General features: G+C 65.9%; 17 protein-coding genes. 14 read left to right on the forward strand and 3 right to left on the reverse strand.

Features of this window, described 5'->3' with window-relative positions; all coding sequences use genetic code 11:
- Positions 1-10 precede the first annotated feature (10 nt).
- The 12 genes from ABZ824_RS07560 (at position 11) to ABZ824_RS07615 (ending at position 14,437) form a co-directional block, all read left to right on the forward strand.
- Positions 11-955, forward strand: a complete 945-nt coding sequence (locus tag ABZ824_RS07560) for an amidohydrolase family protein (protein WP_356962266.1) — start codon at positions 11-13, stop codon at positions 953-955.
- Positions 956-957: 2 nt separating this feature from the next.
- A complete protein-coding gene (locus ABZ824_RS07565; RefSeq protein WP_356962267.1) occupies positions 958-1,866 on the forward strand; it encodes an SDR family oxidoreductase in 909 nt (302 codons plus the stop codon).
- Positions 1,867-1,870: 4 nt separating this feature from the next.
- Positions 1,871-2,737 (forward strand): enoyl-CoA hydratase-related protein, encoded by an 867-nt coding sequence (locus tag ABZ824_RS07570; RefSeq protein WP_356962268.1) that lies wholly within the window; start codon positions 1,871-1,873, stop codon positions 2,735-2,737.
- Positions 2,734-3,528: an enoyl-CoA hydratase-related protein gene (locus ABZ824_RS07575; protein ID WP_356962269.1), complete on the forward strand. Its 795-nt coding sequence runs from the start codon at positions 2,734-2,736 to the stop codon at positions 3,526-3,528. Before ABZ824_RS07570 ends, ABZ824_RS07575 begins: the two co-directional genes overlap by 4 nt.
- Positions 3,529-3,557: 29 nt before the next feature.
- A complete protein-coding gene (locus ABZ824_RS07580) occupies positions 3,558-4,745 on the forward strand; it encodes an acyl-CoA dehydrogenase family protein (RefSeq protein WP_356962270.1) in 1,188 nt (395 codons plus the stop codon).
- A gap of 131 nt (positions 4,746-4,876) precedes the next feature.
- Positions 4,877-6,046, forward strand: a complete 1,170-nt coding sequence (locus ABZ824_RS07585; protein ID WP_356962271.1) for a thiolase family protein — start codon at positions 4,877-4,879, stop codon at positions 6,044-6,046.
- A 35-nt stretch (positions 6,047-6,081) separates the two neighbouring features.
- A complete protein-coding gene (locus tag ABZ824_RS07590) occupies positions 6,082-6,498 on the forward strand; it encodes an OB-fold domain-containing protein (protein ID WP_356962272.1) in 417 nt (138 codons plus the stop codon).
- On the forward strand, positions 6,495-7,640 hold the full coding sequence (locus tag ABZ824_RS07595; protein ID WP_356962274.1) for a thiolase family protein: 1,146 nt from the start codon (positions 6,495-6,497) through the stop codon (positions 7,638-7,640). The genes ABZ824_RS07590 and ABZ824_RS07595 overlap by 4 nt, the downstream gene beginning before the upstream one ends.
- Positions 7,641-7,659: 19 nt before the next feature.
- On the forward strand, positions 7,660-8,883 hold the full coding sequence (locus ABZ824_RS07600; RefSeq protein WP_356962276.1) for an acyl-CoA dehydrogenase family protein: 1,224 nt from the start codon (positions 7,660-7,662) through the stop codon (positions 8,881-8,883).
- Complete coding sequence (locus ABZ824_RS07605; protein ID WP_356962277.1) at positions 8,880-9,896, forward strand: phosphotransferase family protein; 1,017 nt, start codon at positions 8,880-8,882, stop codon at positions 9,894-9,896. The genes ABZ824_RS07600 and ABZ824_RS07605 overlap by 4 nt, the downstream gene beginning before the upstream one ends.
- 64 nt (positions 9,897-9,960) lie before the next feature.
- Positions 9,961-10,827, forward strand: a complete 867-nt coding sequence (locus tag ABZ824_RS07610; protein WP_356962278.1) for an acyl-CoA thioesterase II — start codon at positions 9,961-9,963, stop codon at positions 10,825-10,827.
- 322 nt (positions 10,828-11,149) lie between these two features.
- Entirely contained in the window at positions 11,150-14,437 is a 3,288-nt protein-coding gene (locus ABZ824_RS07615; protein ID WP_356962280.1) for a protein kinase, read from the forward strand.
- 55 nt (positions 14,438-14,492) lie between these two features.
- Here ABZ824_RS07615 and ABZ824_RS07620 read toward each other — a convergent pair whose 3' ends face one another.
- Positions 14,493-15,794 carry a helix-turn-helix domain-containing protein gene (locus tag ABZ824_RS07620; RefSeq protein ID WP_356962281.1) on the reverse strand — a complete coding sequence of 434 codons (1,302 nt, stop codon included), beginning with the start codon at positions 15,792-15,794 and terminating at the stop codon, positions 14,493-14,495.
- 725 nt (positions 15,795-16,519) lie between these two features.
- Positions 16,520-16,795 (reverse strand): hypothetical protein, encoded by a 276-nt coding sequence (locus tag ABZ824_RS07625; RefSeq protein WP_356962282.1) that lies wholly within the window; start codon positions 16,793-16,795, stop codon positions 16,520-16,522.
- 176 nt (positions 16,796-16,971) lie between these two features.
- Between ABZ824_RS07625 and ABZ824_RS07630 the strand changes: the two genes are divergently transcribed.
- Together ABZ824_RS07630 and ABZ824_RS07635 are read left to right on the forward strand one after the other, a co-directional pair.
- Positions 16,972-17,547: a TetR family transcriptional regulator gene (locus ABZ824_RS07630; RefSeq protein WP_356962284.1), complete on the forward strand. Its 576-nt coding sequence runs from the start codon at positions 16,972-16,974 to the stop codon at positions 17,545-17,547.
- A gap of 26 nt (positions 17,548-17,573) precedes the next feature.
- Positions 17,574-17,864, forward strand: a complete 291-nt coding sequence (locus tag ABZ824_RS07635; protein WP_356962285.1) for a hypothetical protein — start codon at positions 17,574-17,576, stop codon at positions 17,862-17,864.
- 67 nt (positions 17,865-17,931) lie between these two features.
- Here the strand turns inward: ABZ824_RS07635 and ABZ824_RS07640 are convergent, their stop codons facing one another.
- Positions 17,932-18,699 (reverse strand): GntR family transcriptional regulator, encoded by a 768-nt coding sequence (locus tag ABZ824_RS07640; protein WP_356962286.1) that lies wholly within the window; start codon positions 18,697-18,699, stop codon positions 17,932-17,934.
- Between the last annotated feature and the right edge of the window lie 141 nt (positions 18,700-18,840).

Raw genomic sequence — 18,840 nt, forward strand, 5'->3', positions numbered from 1 at the left:
GAGAAGTGACGTGAGTACCGAACACAGCACCGCCCACCGAGCCGCCGAGGCGGCAACGCAAGAACCCCGCGTATTCGACGCGTGGATCAACCTGCCCTACGCACCGGGGGAGGTGACTCCCGATCCGTCCGTGGTGGCGCGGTTCAAGCGCGGCAACAGCGCGTACGAGGGCGGCCAGACGATGACGGATGTGGTCGCCGAGATGGACCGGCTCGGTATCTCCGGTGGCGTGCTGACCAAGGTTCCTCGCGATATCACCCCGCCCTACGTGCACGGCACCAAAACGGGTGAGGCCGTGCTGCGCGAGACGTGCGAGCGGCTGGCGAAGTTCCAGGCGGAGTACCCCGGCAGGTTCGTGACATCCGTGGGCATCGACCCGCGCCTGGGTTACGAGGCGGCCAAGCACGTGCGAATCGCGGTGCGCGAGTACGGCATCAAGTGCATCCGCGTGGTCCCGATGTTCACCGGCATCGCGATCGACGACAAGCTGGCCTTCCCGATGTACACCGCCGCCTGCGACGAAGGGGCGGTCGTCTCGATCAACGTCGGTGTGCCCGGCCCCATGAAACCGGCCAAGCTGCAGCGCACCATCCTGATCGACGAGGTGGCGCTCACCTTCCCGGAACTGAAGATCGTGATGTCGCACCTGGGCGACCCCTGGATCAGCGAGACCGTGTCGATGCTCGTAAAGCATCCGAACGTGTTCGCGATGACCGCCGGGTGGGCGCCGAAGTACGTGCCCGAGGACATCCTCGCTGTCGCGCGCAAACGCAACAAGACCAAGCTCATGTGGGCCTCTGACTACCCCATTCTTCCCTTCGATCGAACGATCACCGAGGGCAGGGCACTCGAGTTGCCCGACGATTCGCGCCGCAACTATCTCGGCGCCAACGCATTGGCCGTCTTCGGCGAACCCCCTGCGGGTACTGGAGCCGACACCGGAACAGGAGACTGAATATGGGACTGCACGATGGGCGCGTCGTGATCGTCACCGGCGCCGCGGGCGGCATCGGTCGCGAACACGCGCTGGAATTCGCACGGCAGGGCGCGCAGGTCGTCGTCAACGATCTCGGGCCGGCGGAGGATGTCGTCGCCGAGATCAAGGAGATGGGCGGGCTCGCGGTCGCCAACCACGACGACGTCTCCGACTGGGACGGTGCCGGATCGCTGGTGGAAACGGCGCTGCGCGAGTTCGGCGACCTGCATGTCCTGGTGAACAACGCCGGAATCCTGCGCGACAAGATGTTCGTCAACATGGACGTCGACATGTGGGACGCGGTGATGAAGGTCCATCTTCGCGGAACCTTCTGCCCGACGAAGCACGCGGTCGCGCACTGGCGGGCCAAGTCGAAGGCGGGCGAACCGGTGCATCATCCGCGGGTGATCAACACCTCGTCGCCGTCGGGCCTCTACGGCAACGTGGGGCAGTCGAACTACGGCGCCGCCAAGGCCGCCATCGCGGGATTCACCGTCATCCTCGCCGACGAACTCGCGCGGTTGGGCGTCACGGTCAACGCCATCGCGCCCAGCGCGCTGACGAATATGACCGCGGGTCTGCACGACTATGTGGCCAAGATGAACGAGATCAAGGAGACCACCGGGTTCGACGCGGGCTCGCCCGCCAATATCGCCCCGCTCGTGGTGTGGCTGGCCTCGGAAGAAGCCGCCGGGGTCACCGGCAGGGTGTTCAATGTCAAAGGCGGCGCGATCAGCGTCGCGGAGACCTGGGTCGCCGGGCCCGGCGTCGAGAAGGTGGGCCGCTGGGATCCGGCCGAGCTCGGGGAAGTCGTGCCGAAGCTGGTCGCCGAGGCACGCCCGAACTCCGACGGTGCGGGCAAACCCCGCGCCGCCGCAGAAGGTCGCTGACCCGATGACCGCTGTCGACGGCATCTCGGTCGAACGCGAGGGGCACGTGGCGACGATCTGGCTCGATCGGCCCGACCGAGGCAATGGCTTCATCTCGGCGATGCAGATCGAACTGCATCGGCAGCTCGCCGAACTCGACCAGGACGAGGATATCCGCGCGATCGTGGTCACGGGCCGAGGCCGGCACTTCTCGACCGGCGCCGATCTGGAACCCGGGGGCGCGAACTTCGCGTTCGGCGATGAGCAGACCCGTGCGGCGCGCGCCATGATGGGAACCCGGCCGCGGCCGTGGGAGATGCGCACGCCGATCATCGGCGCGCTCAACGGCTCGGCTGTCGGTCTCGGCCTCACTTTCGCGCTGCAGTGGGACATCCGGATCGTCAATGAGAGCGCCAAGTACGGCTTCGTGTTCGCCCGCCGTGGCCTGATCCCGGAGCAGAACTCGCTGTGGTTGCTTCCCCGGCTCGTCGGCGCCGCCACCGCGCTCGAGCTGTTGCTCACCGGGCGACTGTTCCGGGGAGCCGAGGCGAAAGAGCTGGGGTTGGCGACTCATGCTTTGCCGGCCGAGCAGGTTCTGCCCACCGCGCTGGAGATGGCCACGGAGATCGCCACCCAGTGCGCGCCTACGGCGGTCGGAGTGACGAAGCAACTCGTCTACCAGATGCTTCGCGAAACCGATCGTGAGGCGGCTTTCCACCGCGAGTGGGAAATCTTCCGCTGGATGGGCCGCCAAGCCGATTCGGGAGAAGGGGTAGCGGCGTTCCTGGAGAAGCGGGCACCGGACTTCTCGCTGGAGAAGCATGTGGAGGTGCCGATGGCCGACGGTTCCGATGAGACTCGGCGGGCCGCGACCTGGACGGTGCAGCGATGAGCGACGAGCAGGACGTGGTCCGGTACGAGGTCGGCGACGGGGTTGCCGTGATCACCCTCAACCGTCCGGAACGACGCAACATGTGGACCGCCCTCATGGAGCACGAGTTCTATGCGGCACTCGACCGGGCGACCGGCGACGCCGAGGTCCGGGCGATCGTGGTAACCGGTGCCGGGACCTCGTTCGTGCCCGGCCTCGACCCGGCTGTGCTCGATGAGGTGCGTGACGGGAAGCGTTATGCCACCAACCGGCGACCGCAGACCTACGCCACTACCGTGCCCAAGCCGATCATCGGTGCGATCAACGGTGCCTGCGCCGGTATCGGACTGGCACAGGCGCTCAACTTCGATCTGCGTTTCGCGGTACGAGGAGCGAAGTTCTCCACCGCGTTCGCCAAACGCGGATTGCCCGCCGAGGACGCCACGGCGTGGGTTCTTTCTCGTCTCGTCGGCCCTGCTCGGGCTTTCGACCTGCTCGTCTCGGGCCGAGTCTTTCTCGCAGAGGAGGCTTTCGAGATGGGCCTGGTGCAGAAGTTGTCCGAGCCAGGTGAGGTGGTGGCCGATGCGGTGGCCTACGCCCGAGAGCTGGCCTGCCACGTGTCCCCGGTGGCGATGGCGATGATGAAGAGCCAGGTATGGCGGGACAGCGAGGCGACTCTGGAACAGGCCCGGGTTCGTGCGCAGTACCTGCTGACCATCGCCAAAGCGCAGCCCGATTTCCAGGAAGGCGTGCGCAGCCTGGTGGAGAAGCGGCCGCCGCGATTCGCCCCGTACTCGCGGCTCGAGTTCTGAACTCGGGTCGACGGCAGAAGGAGACCACAGTGGTCGCAGAGATCGACATCGCGCCTGCGGATGCGGAGTTCAGGGACGAGGTGCGTACCTGGCTCGATGAGCATCTCGTCGGGGAATTCGCCCGGCACAAGGGCGTGGGCAGCCCCACCGACGACACAGCATGGGATGTTCGCGTCGCTTGGGAGAAAGAGCTTTCCGCGGGCGGCTGGCTCGGGCTGACGTGGCCGGTCGAGTACGGCGGACGCGGCGCGACCACCGCACAGGAGATCGTCTTCGAATACGAGTACGCCAAGGCGGCGGCGCCCGCGCGTGTCGGTACTCAGGCTCTCGAGCTGCTCGGGCCGAGCCTGCTGGCATACGGCACGGAAAAGCAGAAGGCCCGGTTCCTGCCGCCGATCCTGGCGGTGGATGAGATGTGGGGCCAAGGGTTCAGCGAGCCGGGAGCCGGCTCCGACCTCGCCGCGGTGAGCACGCGCGCGTCGCTGGAGGGTGACGAGTGGGTCATTCACGGTCAGAAGGTGTGGACCACGTTCGGCCACCACGCCGACTGGTTGTATGTGCTGTGCCGCACCGATCCCGATCGCAGCCTGCGGCACCGCGGGCTCACGTTGCTCCTGGTTCCCGTAGACCAGCCAGGGGTGCGGATCAGTCCTATCGAGAATATCGCGGGCTCAGCGGAATTCAGTGAATGCTTCTTCGACGGAGCTCGTACCGCCGCGGAGATGGTCGTCGGAGACGTCAACGGTGGCTGGTCGGTCGTCATGGGCACGCTGGCGATGGAGCGGGGTTCGGCTCTCATGCCGATGCAACTCGCCATGCAGCGTGAAGTCGCGGCGGTGCTGGAGAACGCCAAGCGCTCCGGCGCCTCCGGCGATCTTCGGGTGCGGCAGCGTCTGGCGGATGCCTACATCGCCACGCACGTGATGGGCGCGACGACCCTGCGAGTGGTGTCGTCGATCATCGAGGACAAGCAGCAGACGACTTCGAGCGCGGCCACGATCAGCAAGTTGTACGCGGCCACGGAGCACCAGCGGCTAGCCGAACTGGCGATCGATCTGCGGGGGGACGACGCGATGGTAACCGGAGGCCTCGGGCCTGATGGGCTGGATCCGGATCAGAAGTCTTTTCTGCTCTCCCGCGCGGAAACCATCTACGGCGGAACCGCCGAGATTCAGCGCAACATCATCGCGGAGCGGGTGCTCGGACTTCCGCGCTGACCGCGAACCCTGGCTCGGGCATGGCCGAACCTGTACTATAAAGCATAATTATCTAACTAAACTGGTTGCTGGTCGTGAGTCCGCGGTTTCGTGCGCGGGGTTGTCGGCGAGCACAGGCGAGAGGACATCAGATGCGTGACGCCGTGATCGTCGAGGCTCTGCGCACACCCGTGGGCAAGCGCGGCGGCGGACTTGCCGATGTGCACGCGGTCGAGTTGTCGGCCCTGGTACTGACCGCGATCGCCGAGCGAACCGGCATCGACCCCGCGGTCATCGATGACGTGCACTGGGGCAACGTGCTGAGCGTGGGCCAGCAGTCCGGGAACATCGGCCGCATGGCGGTGCTCGGTGCTGGATGGCCGGAGCATGTTCCCGGCTTCACCATCGACCGGCAGTGCGGCTCGTCGCAGCAGGCCATCTCCACCGCGGCCGCCGCGGTGGTCTCCGGTCAGGCCGATGTGGTGGTGGCCGGCGGCGTCGAGATGATGTCGGCCGTGCCGATGGGCGCGGCCCGCGTGCCGGGCACGGGTGAGATGGGCGGTCCCGCGGTCGACAGGTACGCGAGCGAATTGGACGAACCCGGCTTCAACGGCACCTTCAACCAGGGTTACGGGGCCGAGAAGATCGCGGCCGAATGGAACCTCTCGCGCACCAGGTTGGACGAGTACTCGATTCGCTCGCACGAGCTGGCGGCAGCGGCGCAGGACAGTGGCGCCTTCGACGCCGAAATCATCCCCGTTGTGACCGAGGGCGGGACGGTGGTCGCGGACGAAGGGATCCGGCGTGGATCGACGGTCGAGAAACTGGCCACTCTCAAGACGCCCTTCATGGAAGGCGGACGGATCAGCGCGGGCAACGCGTCGCAGATCTCCGACGGTGCGGCCGGAGTGCTCATCACCACCTCGGAGAACGCCGCGCGCCTCGGCCTCACTCCGCTCGCCCGCATCCACACGGCGGTCGTGACCGGTGACGACCCGGTCAAGATGCTCACCGGTCCGATCCCGGCAACAGCGCTGGCGCTGAAGAGGTCGGGACTGACGATCGATGACATCGACGCCTTCGAGGTGAACGAAGCGTTCGCGTCGGTGCCGCTGGCGTGGCTGCTGGAAACCGGTGCTGACGAAGCGAAGCTCAATCCGCTGGGCGGGGCGATCGCCCTGGGCCACCCACTCGGATGCTCCGGTGCGCGGCTTGCCACCACCCTCATCCACCACCTCGTGCGGACGGGTAAGCGCTACGGGCTCCAGACGATGTGCGAGGGCGGTGGCACCGCCAACGCGACCATCTACGAACGTCTCTGACCACGAGCACACCCTCACTGTTGCAGGAGTCCGAAATGCAAGTTCCCATCGCGACCGGCCTGTTCACATGGCCCGACGAGCGGCCGCGACTGATCGCCTCGCGGCGTGGCGCCGACGTGCCGCCGGAATTCCCGGCGGTGCCCGGCGACGATCAGGTGCTGCTGTCCAGGTCGGGAACGTTGTACACCTGGACGACTCAGCAGTTTCCACCGCCGTCACCGCCGTACCGGGGACCAGAAGAATTCGAGCCGTTCGCCGTCGGCTATGTCGAGTTCCCGGAGGGCGTCCTCGTGGAGGGCAGGATCACGACCACCGACATCGAACAGCTGTGGATCGGCCGGACGATGCACGTGGTCACCGTGCCGTTCCGTACCGACGAGGACGGCAACACCGTTGTGACGTTCGCGTTCGCGCCCGGACCGAGCGCGACCGAGAGCGAGGACGCCGCATGAGCAACGTATCGATCGTGGGTGTCGGGTTGCACCCGTTCGGTCGCTTCGGCGACAAGCAGGCGCTGGACATGGGTGCCGAGGCGGTGCGGGCGGCGCTCGCCGACGCGGGCATCGGCTGGGAAGACGTGCAGCGCGGGTTCGCGGGCAGCCTCGAAGTGTCCAATCCCGATGCCATCGTCGGCAAGCTCGGGTTGACCGGAATCCCGTTCTTCGGCGTGTTCAACGGCTGCGCGACGGCGAACACCTCGCTGCGTATGGCCGCTGAAGCGATCGAGCACGGCGAAGCGGACATCGCGATCGCGGTGGGTTTCGACAAGCACCCGAAGGGGGCTTTCGCGGCGGATCCGTCGGTCCTCGGACTGCCGTCCTGGTACGGCGAGACCGGCTTGTTCATGACCACGCACTTCTTCGGCATGAAGATCAACCGGTACATGTCGATGTACGGCATCACCACGCAGACCCTCGCCAAGGTGGCGGCGAAGAACTTCGCCAACGGCGCGCGCAATCCGAAAGCGTGGCGGCGGACAGCGATGACCGAAGAACAGATTCTCGCGGCCCAGTATGTCAACTACCCACTCACGCAGTACATGTACTGCGCCCCGGATGAGGGGGCCGCCGCCGTGGTGCTCGCGCGCCGCGACCTGGCGCGTCGATTCACCTCGACACCGATCCACCTGGCCGCTACGTCGCTGCGTACCCGCCGCTTCGGCGCGTTCGAGATGCAAAGCCCTTCGCTGCCCGCGAATTCGGTGCCGAGTCCGACGGTCGACGCGTCGCGCGAGGCGTTCGAGAAGGCCGGAATCGGCCCGGGCGACGTCCACGTGGCCCAGTTGCAGGACACCGACGCGGGCTCGGAGATCATCCACCTGGCCGAGAACGGCTTCTGCGCAGACGGTGAGCAAGAAAAACTCATCGCGGACGGCTACACGGAGATCACCGGCAAGCTTCCGGTCAACACCGACGGCGGCCTCATGGCCAACGGTGAGCCGATCGGCGCATCGGGCCTGCGCCAGATCCATGAACTCGTCCTGCAATTGCGCGGAACGGCGGGCGACCGGCAGATCGCGGGTCCGCACCAGGTCGGCTATGCCCACCTGTACGGCTCGCCCGGCACCGGTGCCGTGACCATTCTGACGACGTAGACCCCAGGCAGGAGCATCGGTGACGATCGATCTGGCGTATTCCGGCCAGGTGCAAGAGCTTGTCGAACGCACCCGCGCATTCGTGCGTGAGGTGGTTCTCCCCGTCGAGGACGAATACCGAGGCGACATCACCGCGGCGGGCGGCGACGCGATGCGGGTCCGGCTCCAAACCGCGGCGAAGGAAGCCGGCGTGTTCGCCCCGCACGCGCCGGTCGAATACGGCGGGCACGGACTCGGCATGTCGGACCGGGCCCCGGTGTTCGAAGAGGCCGGGTATTCGTTGTTCGGTCCGATCGCGTTGAACATCGCGGCCCCCGACGAGGGAAATGTGCACATGCTCACGCACATCGCCGACCCGGATCAGAAGTCCCGGTTCCTGGAGCCGCTCGCTCGGGGTGCGGTCCGTTCCGCGTTCGCGATGACCGAGCCCGCCCCCGGCGCGGGGTCCGATCCGTCGGCACTGCGCACTCGTGCGCACCGAGTCGACGGAGGCTGGCGTATCACCGGCCACAAGCACTTCATCACCGGCGCGGACGGCGCGGACTTCTTCATCGTGATGGCTCGGACGTCCGGGGAGCCGGGCCTGCGGGGTGGCGCAACGATGTTCCTGGCGTCTGCCGACAGCCCTGGCTTGCGGGTCGGCCGGCACATCGGCACGCTGGATCGGTCGATGGTCGGTGGTCATTGTGAAGTGTTCTTCGACGACATGTTCGTGCCCGACGACTCCGTTCTCGGCGCGGTCGACCGCGGATTCGAGTACGCACAGGTCCGTCTCGGGCCCGCCAGGATGACCCACGTGATGCGATGGCTCGGCGCCGCACGGCGCGGTCATGACATCGCCGTGGAACGAGTCGTACGACGCGAGGCGTTCGGAGCGCGTCTCGGCGATCTGGGTATGGCACAGAAGATGATCGCCGACAACGAGATCGATATCGCGGCGACCCGTGCGTTGCTGGTGCGGGCCTGCTGGGAACTGGACCGTGGCGAAACGGCGGCGAATGCCACATCGATCGCCAAAACCTTTGCCGCCGAAGCCATTTTCCGCATCGTCGACCGGAGCATCCAACTGTGCGGCGGGCTCGGCGTGTCCGACGACCTCCCGTTGGCGCGTCTGTCGCGCGAGGTCCGGCCGTTCCGCGTCTACGACGGCCCCTCCGAAGTACATCGGTGGGCGATCGCCAAACGCGCCGTCGGCGCCGCGAAGCGGGCCGCCGCTCGCCGGCCTGCGGTGGTCGGCGAATGACCGCCGACGTCGACATCGCGACTTTGCACAGGTATCTGACCGGTGCCGGGGTGCCGGTCGAAGGTGAGCTGCGCCTCGAGCTGATCAGCGGGGGACGCTCGAATCTGACCTACAAAGTCTCCGATGACACCAGTACGTGGGTGCTCAGGCGGCCACCGGTGAGCGGGGCGACACCGTCCGCGCATGATATGTCCCGTGAGTACACCGTCTGCCGTGCGTTGCAGGACACGGCAGTACCGGTGGCGCGCACAGTCGTGCTCGAGTCCACGGGCGCGGTTCTCGGCGCACCGTTCGGTGTCGTCGAGTACGTCGAAGGACAGGTGATCCGCGACCGAGATGACCTGGCGGTGATCTCGAAGGACACCGATGCTGTCTGTGCCGCGCTCGTCGGCGTGCTCGCCGAGTTGCACGCGATAGCACCCGAGGCGGTCGGTCTCGGCGAATTCGGTCGCCCCGACGGATTCCTCGCGCGGCAAGTCGCGCTGTGGGCGCGTCAGTGGGAGCGAGTGAAAACCAGAGAGCTGCCCGACGTGCGGACGCTGCACAGCGCCCTGGTCGACGGCATTCCCGCACTGTCGGGCAGCTCGATCCTGCACGGTGATTTCCGCATCGACAACACCATTCTCGATGCCGCTGATCCGACCATCGTCCGCGCGGTGGTGGACTGGGAGATGTCCACATTGGGTGATCCGCTGACCGATGTCGCGCTGATGTGCGTGTACCGGATGCAAGCTTTCGACACCGTGCTCGGTACCGGAGCCGCGTGGACGAGTGCCGCGCTGCCCGCACCGGAAACTTTGGCGCACGAGTATTCACGAATTTCCGGTCGAGACTTGGCGCACTGGAATTTCTATCTCGCCCTGGCGGCGTTCAAAGTGGCCGTGATCGCGGAGGGAATCACCTTCCGGGCGCAGCGGGGCTCCGACGCGGGCAACGATGCGGCGCACGCCGCGGAGGCCACGCCGGAGTTCCTGGCCGCCGGCCTGCGCGCTTTGCGGTCCGGGCAACTGTGAACCCCGGTGCCGCCCCTCATGTCGCCCGGCTCGTCCCCGTGCCGGCCCATTCATGGAGATTCCGATGACCACTTCGCTACCCGCGCTGCTCGAACTGTTCGACCTGACCGAAGTCGGCCCGGATCATTTCGTCGGTCGTTCTCCGCATACCTCGTTGATCCGTGTCTTCGGTGGTCAAGTTGCCGGGCAAGCGTTGGCCGCGGCGGCGCGCACGGTGGGGGAGGGGCGGCTGCCGCATTCGTTGCACGCCTACTTCCTGCGACCTGGGATCGTCGGGCGACCGATCGAGTTCCGGGTGGACCGGCTCCGCGCGGGCCGCGCGTTCGATACGCGCCGAGTCAGCGCGACACAGGACGGGCGGACCATCTTCGAGATGTCCGCGTCGTTCCATGTCCCGGAGGACGGCCCGCAACATCAATGGCCGTCACCTGTGGCACCGCCGCCGGACACGCTGCCGACTATCGAGGAGACGATCGCGTCGGATCCGGAACTCTGGCCGGAGTTCTACCTCGAATGGGGCTCGGTGGATATCCGGCATGTGCAAGCGGCCGAAAGCGGCGCTGCCGAGTCGGCCGACGACACAACCGGCAGTAGGCAGGTCTGGTTCAAGACCTCCGAGCCGCTGCCCGACGACCCGATCCTGCATTCATGCCTGCTCGCCTGCTTCACGGATCTGACTTTGTTGTCGGTGGCGCTCGTGCCGCACGGCGTCCCGCCTCGACACGACGGCTACCAAATGGCGTCGCTCGATCACTGTGTCTGGTTCCATCGGACGCCGCGGGTGGATGACTGGATGCTCTACGACCAGGTCTCGCCTTCGGCAGGGAGGGGTCGGGGCCTGGCCCAGGGAAACGTGTTCGCCGCAGACGGCACGCTGATCGCCACGGTCGTGCAAGAGGGCCTGCTTCGTCCGGTCCCGGCCGACCACTGACACCGGCCCTCGGCCGCGATGCGACCGACTCCGGCTGGTCGGGGTCCGGCCGCTGCGAGGGACCGGCTCGATGGAAGTGCGGATCTGTCCGTGGGCGTGCTGACCGGCATGGGTGTGGGTTAGTCGGGGAATTGATGGTCGGATAACACCGATCGACGCGGCCGGGTGCTTCGCGGTGCCGGTCCGATTACCGGCTCATTGCTGTCGCCGCAGCCAGGATCAGCGATGCACCTTTTCGGCGATAAGCTGGACCTCGGCGAAAGGTTAGACGCATGTGGCGTGATGACCGGAGAAAAATAATCGGTTCGGCCGACCGCGACCGATGACCGATGACGATCTACTGCGAACCCGCCGTGAGGTAACGACGCCCGTCACGGCGCAACTGGACGCGGCGGGTTTCGAGGACGCGCTAGAGGTCGGGCGCGGCGGTTTCAGCGTGGTGTACCGGTGCCGCCAGCCGGCACTGGACCGGACTGTCGCGGTGAAGGTTCTGACAACCGAGTTGGATGCGGACAATCAGGCTCGATTCCTGCGGGAGCAGCAGGCGATGGGCCGCTTGACCGGGCATCCGAACATCGTCACCGTCTTGGAAGCGGGCACCACCGCAACGGGGCGGCCTTACTTGGTGATGCCCTATTACCCACTGGACTCTCTGGACGCCTGGATCCGTCGTGACGGCCCGCTCTCGGTGGAGAACGCGGTGGCGATTGGGGTGAAAATCGCCGGGGCACTCGAAATCGCCCACAGTCTCGGTATCCTCCACCGCGACGTGAAGCCGGGGAACATTCTGCTCACCGACTACGGTGAGCCCGCCTTGACCGATTTCGGCATCGCGCACGTCACCGGCGGGTTCCGGACCGGCCCTGGCGTCCTGACCGGGTCGCCGGCGTTCACCGCACCGGAGGTTCTCGAAGGGGACGATCCGACTCCGGCCGCTGACGTCTACGGCTTGGGCGCCACCCTGTTCAGCGCGCTGACCGGACATGCTGCGTTCGAACGCCGCAGCGGAGAAAACCTGGTGGCGCAGTTCGTGCGGGTCACCACCGAGCCGGTCCCCGACCTGCGCGAGGGCGGAATCCCAGATGACGTGACGGCGGTGGTGGAATCCGCGATGAACCGGGACCCGCACCAGCGGCCCTCGGCGACAGCGTTCGGGGAGGCCCTCCGGCGTCTCCAGCAGCGTCGCGGACTCTCGATGGCCAAAACCGCACTGGCCAGCGGACCGCGCCTCGAAGACGAAGGTCGGAAGCCGCAGCTGCCGGGGCGTCGCCACCCGCTGACATCAGCTGGTCGGGGTACCGACGGCAATCTGCCGCTCGAACTGACCAGCTTCATCGGACGGCGTACCGAGCTGGCGGAGGTGAAGAGTCTGCTGTCGACTTCCCGGCTGCTGACGCTGACGGGAATCGGGGGCGTCGGTAAAACACGGCTGGCCTTGCGCGCGGCTTCAGGCGCGCGGTCGAACTTCAGCGATGGCGTGTGGCTGGTCGAACTGGCGGACATCACGGACTCCGCGCTGCTGGTCGATGTGGTTGCCATGACGCTCGGTGTGCGCGACGAGGTGACCAGGCCACTGCTCGATGTTCTCCTCGACTACCTGAGCGCACGGGAAGTGCTGCTCGTGTTCGACAACTGCGAGCAGGTGGTCGATGCCGTGGCGGAGCTGAGTGAAGCATTGCTGCACAGCTGCCCCGAGCTGCGTATCCTCGCTACCAGTCGGGAACCGATGAACATCCCGGGCGAGACAGTGCTGCGGGTGTCCCCGTTGTCCGCCCCGGATCCAGCGCAGCAGCCGACCCTCCTGGGGATGCCCCGTTTCGACGCGGTCACCTTGTTCGCCGACCGCGCCAACGTGGCGGAACCCGGCTTCGAGCTCGACGAGGAAAACAAGACCGACATCGCACAGATCTGTGCTCGGCTGGACGGGTTGCCGCTTGCGATCGAACTCGCCGCAGCCCGTATACGCGCCATGTCACCGCGCCAGATCCTGCAACGACTCGATGACCGCTACGCGCTGCTCAGTCGCGGCAGCCGAACTGCCCCCACACGGCAGCAAACCCTGCGATGGTCTATCGATTGGAGCTACGACCTGTGCACCCCGTCGGAACAGCGACTCTGGGCTCGTCTGGCGATCTTCACCGGCGGTTTCGAACTCGACGCCGCCGAACAGATATGCAGCGCCGACCTCGCCCCTGGCCACGCGATCGATGTCTTGGCCTCTTTGGTGGACAAGTCCATCTTGATTCGCGAGGAAACCGACACCGTGGTCTGGTTCCGACTGCTCGAGACGCTCCGAGACTACGGCAGAGAGAAACTTCGGGCGTCCGGCGAATATGAGGACATACGGCGACGCCACCGCGACTGGTACCGGCAGTTGGTTTCGAACGCTGAGGCCGATTGGATCAGTGACCGGCAACCGGAGTGGATCGCCCGATTCAAACGCGAACAACCGAACTTGCGCGACGCGCTCGAATTCTGCTTGTCCGAAGGCGCACCGGACAGTGCCGAGGCCGGGTTGTCTCTTGCCGCCGCATTGTTCAACTTCTGGAACTTCTATGGAATGTTCGGCGAAGGCCGTGCCTGGCTCGACCGCGTTCTCGCGCTGCCCAGCGAACGAGCGAAACCGGTTGTCCGCGCCAAGGCGCTGCGAGTCGGCACTCTGATGGCTTCCGCTCAAGGCGATTTTCCCTCGGCGGCAGCCTTCGTGCAGGCAGGGCAAGCGCTTGCCGCAGAGGATCCCACGCCGGCTACCCGGGCGCAGATCGCTTACGCCGACGGCATTCTCGCGCTTACCCGCGGCGATCCCGCCCAGGCCTTATCGTCTTTCGAAAATGCCGTCGAGCTACTCGGTTCGGGTGACTCCGAGGAATTTCGCGTGCATACGCGACTCCTGTTGGGCTGGGCGAACGAGGTAGGCGGACGCGATGCGGAGGCAGCTGAGCAGTATCGCCAGGTATTGTCGATCACCGATGCCCGCGGCGAACTGGTCAATCACTCGACAGCGCTGCGGGGTATGGGGGTTGCCGCATTGCGGCAAGGCGCCCGGAGTCAGGCGCGGCAGTTGATCGAGGAATCGCTCCGCTTGGATCGTCGCCTGACATCTCCGATCGCCGCCGCGTTCGGTCTCGAGGCTTTGGCCTGGACCATCGACGCTCCTGCCGATGCCGAGCGCGTCGCGGTGCTCATGGGCGCAGCAGGGGGGCTGTGGCCACTGGGAGGCGGTGTGGGAACGGTCTTTTCGAATTTATCCGCATTGCACGAGGACTGTGCGGAGAAGACGCGTCGCACTCTCGGCGCACGCCGCTTCGACACTGCTCTTCGGCGCGGACGCACGATGGGCGTGGACGCGGCCGTGGCATTCGCACTCGGGGAAGAACGCCGCGGCACTGCGCGGACGCAGGGCAATGGCCCCAGGTTGACCAAGCGCGAGCGGCAGGTCGCCGACCTCGTTTCACAGGGGCTCAGCAACAAGCAGATCGCTGCCAAACTCTTCATCTCCCAGCGGACGGCTCAGGGCCACATCGAGCACATTCTGTCCAAGCTCGGATTCTCCTCCCGTGCCCAGATCGCGGCGTGGGTGGTGACGGAAGCCGAACGAGGGAACGCGTGACCAGTGCAGTGTCTGGAGGCGCCATGCTGAACGTGGCCGAACCCGTTTTGAGCAGCTACGAAGGCATTTGTGCACTCTGGATAGGTGACGCGGCGGATCCGCTGGACGCAGTCAGGTAACTGCGGGCGATGAGGGCCGAGCGCAGGCGCCACAGGCCGTCCGACGCGGCAGTGTCGAGGCCGGTCAGGTGAGCGATGCGTTTCAGGCGTGAGTCGATGGTATTGGGGTGTAGATGCAGCATGCGGGCGGTGAGTCGCCTGTTCGAACCGTTGGCGACATGGCACGTCAGGGTGAGAAGCAGTTCTGGGTATTCGTCGATCGGATCGAGCAGCGATGACAAAACCGTGCGTCCCGGGCCCGGGCGCGTCAACTGGTATTCCAGTGCCAGATCCGGGAAGCGGTGCACTGTGCCGGTAACGCCCAGCCGGCGCACCATGTCGAGAAGATCTCTGGCATGCTCCGCGCAGGCGGGTATCTCGGACACCGGCGAGCGCATCACCGTTGTAGTGATTCGTACTCCGGCCGCCTGTGCCATGGCGTGGAACAACGAGTCCAGACGGTCGTCGGCAAAATTCGTCGGCAAGAGGGCGAGCCCACCCTCGATCGACAGCATCGGTAGCGCTCGATCGTCGGTGCGTCCCACGAGTTCGGCCTCGAGCCGCAGCAGTGCGCGGTGGGCGAGGGTGCGGCGGTCGGTGCCGCGGTGCATCTCGCTGGACAGCCGCGAGGTGGTCGATTCGATCCTCAGCGCGAGAACCCAATACTCCGCGGACAGTTCGAAGCCGCAGCGGCTCGCCAACTCCGGCGTGGCTTGTCCGTTGAGTAGTGCCGAGGTCAACGCACGCGCCGCCGTGCGGCGGGACGGGGGGTGTTCACCGAGTTCGCGGAGGTAGCCGCGGGAAATGGTGGAGGTGAGCAACTCGAGGAGATCGAGCATCGCGGTGGTGCCTCGGCGCAGGTCGGCTCGGTCCTGCCCGAATGGCTCGGAGGGGCCGTAACGGTGCGAACGCTCACGCTCGCCGGCCGATTCGATCCCGCCCCGCAGTGCTCGATGGATGATACGCAGCGCCGTGTCCAGCGGAATCCCTTTTCGGGCCCACCCCGCGGCCTGTTCCTCGAGTTGGTCTGCCTTGCCGTCCGTGAAGGGCCCATGTTCGCGACAACGCCGGGCCTTCCCATCGGCATCCGCGCGACCGTTGGGCAGCGCTACCTCAGCGGTGAAGCGGGCAACGAATTCGTGCGCGACGAGATCGATCTCGGCGATCACGCCCTCTGGATCCGTCGGCCACCGGACCGGGCCGTTACCCGACGCGTCGGCCTCGATCACGCTGCCGCGCAGAGCTTGCCTTTTCGACAACTATCGCTCCTCGGAATACAGCTGTAAAGCTGGAACTTTCGCTACAAAACCCTCTCGCCTGGATGCATGTCGCACTTGGCGATGGACTGTGAAATCGAACGGTCCCGCGGTGCACTTCTCGCGACGACTCCAGATGATTCCGAATTTGTATTTCGAAATAATCTGATATCGAATATGTCGATCCGCTCCAGGTGTTCGAGGCGATCGCTCGCCCTGAGTGGTCTGCTGGTCGAATCATATTGCGGGAGATATCGCGAGGTATCGCTGGCGAAATCACTGGGGCGGGCGCCCAGATCCGGGACTCCTCGGAGGAGCTTGGAACTGCTGTTCGCAACCCGGGTGAGATCCCGTGAACTCACGGCTGGGGGACCGCCTCGGAAGGCTCGCCATTCACCACTGCAACGAAAATCTGCCTTCGCTGTGACACCGATAATAGTCCAGTTGAAATGGCATGAGTCAAACCTCCGAAGGGCACCGATGGCCAGCGCAGAGCTGGGTTGCCGCTATGGCCAACGCTACCCACACCAGCGCGTTAACGCAATAATTTAACTGTATAGAGGTGTCCGCAGGCCAGGTCTGGTAGGCGGTGTGGCTCGCGGTCGGTGCCGGAGGACGGTGTGGAGGCTGTCGCCGTCGGGGCGGGTGAGCACCCATTCCCGAAGATCGGAGCGGAATCGCTCGCTGAGGTTCTGGCTCGAATGCGTCGGCGCCGACGCTGGGCCCCGTCAGCCTGCGCTGCGGGGATGGACGACCTCGCAACCACGGCGACTCGCCGTGCCGAAGGCGCCGGCGTCGTGCGCCGTATGTTCGGAGACGACTTCCTGGAGCGCGCCATGGGCGCGGCGTACCGTGGCGAAGGACCAGTCGCCACCGCGGCCGGATCGGCTCTCGCGCATTTTCGTCGGACTGACCGAGGGCTGGAACGTGCCGGGAACGCACGCGCCGACCGTGGAGGACGTCGCGAACATCTCGCGCAGATCGATGACCGTACACGGTTTCACGTCCCGCTCAGCGGTCGGGCGGAGATGGATACGGTCGTCAGGGTGGTCCGGAACGCTACTGAGCGCCCGGCTTGAACGGCCAACTGGCGTTCGTGGTCTCTTCGGGATTACTGTGCCCGCCCGCTACGGTCATGGGCGACACGTGTCGCATTGGTTTCCGCATTCGAGGAGGATCGTTGGCTGAAGCGTCGGAGCCTGTGGCCGAACGGGTGGACACCCGGATCCTGCGTACCCGGGAGAGTTTGCGTGCCGCGGTCCTGGAGCTCGCGGCGGACCGGGACTGGTCGGAGATCTCGATCACCGATCTGACACGCCACGCGCGGGTCAGTCGGCCCACGTTCTATCTGCATTACGCCTCGCTGGACGAACTCGCCGCGGACGCGCTGATCGAACGCATGCGGGAGTTGACAGGTAGTGAGCACGATGTCACGGCCGGCGCGGCAGGGGTGCCGGACTGGCTGGTGAATTTCCTGACCGAGCTCAATGCCGACCGCGCGGTGTACCGTCGGCTGCTCGGCGCGCGAAGTGTCGCGGGTATCGCTCGTGAGATGGTGGCCGAACGGCTGGTCGAACGAGTCTTACGGTCACGCGGCGAGGCGGTGACCGGCGCGGAGGAATTCGCTCAGTTCCTGGCGGGCGGGATCCTCGGCTTTCTCGCCTATTGGTTGAGGCCGGTTGAGGTCGAGTCGGCGGAAATGGTGCGCGAGGCGGCGGAGCGACTGTGGGAGCTGATCCGGCGCCTTTCCGCTTGATCCGAGAGCGGGTGCGGTGCGCAGTGGTGACCGATCCTGATGCACCGCAGCTCGATGAGGTCGGGATCGCGGTGATCGCCGACGGCGTGCTCGACTTCCTCTCGCGTCCGGTATCCATCGCTCACCGCGAGATTCCGGTATCGGCGAGATGGGGATGGTGGCCGATATATTGGGGGCCCGGTCGGAGACCCTGCTCGACGCCGCGGACCGCGAACCTGTACCGGGCGAAGAAGGCAGGTAAGGATCGGTGGGCGCTGTGCGTTCTCGATGCCCGAGCACTTGCCGGCGCCGACTATCTGGCGGACGCGGAATCATGATGTCAGGGAGGGCATGCGATGGTCGTTCGCGATCACGTTCTTCGCCCCGCGCCTGGCCGGGTCGGCGTCAGGACAGGACGTCGACGAGCGTGGCCGCGGAATCGCCCACCATGTACTTGGCGATACCTTCCAGATGCCGGCGCCAGTACTTCTGGACTGCTGGGACATCGTTGTCGCGAAGCAGCTTGGCCAGTCGCGTCCAAGCGCGCTGCGCCTGACGTGCTGCGGCCGCGCCTTCGTGACCGTCTTCATGCTCGGCGATGAAGACTGCGTTGTGAACTGCGATGATCTTGTACAGGATTTCGGCCATGACACTGAGTGTGGTGTTTTCGGCCAGGTCCACCAACGCCTGATGGAGCTCTACATCGTGCTGGGCGAAAGCTTCGTCGTCGTCCATGAGTTCGGCGCCTGCTCGAATCATCTTGTCGAGTCGATCGAGTCCTGCCGAGAGTGCTTTGGCCCGCTTGGTGGCCAGCATCCCGACCGCGGCGACTTCGAGCTCTGTGCGAGCGGAATACACGTCGGTCAGCGGTGTTCCCTTGTACTGCAACAGGAGTCCGGTGTAGCGGGCGGCGACGGCGTCGTCGAGCTCGAGGACTCGTGCTCCGCCGCGGGCTCCGCGCAGCACGGTGATCAGGGATTCCGATTCCAGGATGCGGAATCCTTCGCGCAGCGTGGGCCGCGAGACGCCGAAATGTTCCATAAGGGCGGTCTCGCTGGGCAGTGGTTCCCCCTTGGACAGCTCCCCGGTGATGATGCGGCGGCGAAGGTCGGCGGCGACCAATTCCCCCGCCTTCGGAACCTTCACTACATTCGACTTGGCCAGTTTCGCCACGTGGTCTCGCTCATCCTGTCGGTGCTGTGTAACGGGATCGCGTCCGCGGGGTGGCCGAAGCCATGAGACCTTTGGACTCAATCAGCCTAAGTGTTTCAATGATCGTACAGTAATGGCGTGCCGTCACTGCTGCGGCAGACC

It is taken from the genome of Nocardia sp. NPDC047038 (assembly GCF_040644075.1).
In the GTDB taxonomy this organism is placed as follows: Bacteria; Actinomycetota; Actinomycetes; order Mycobacteriales; family Mycobacteriaceae; genus Nocardia; species Nocardia sichangensis.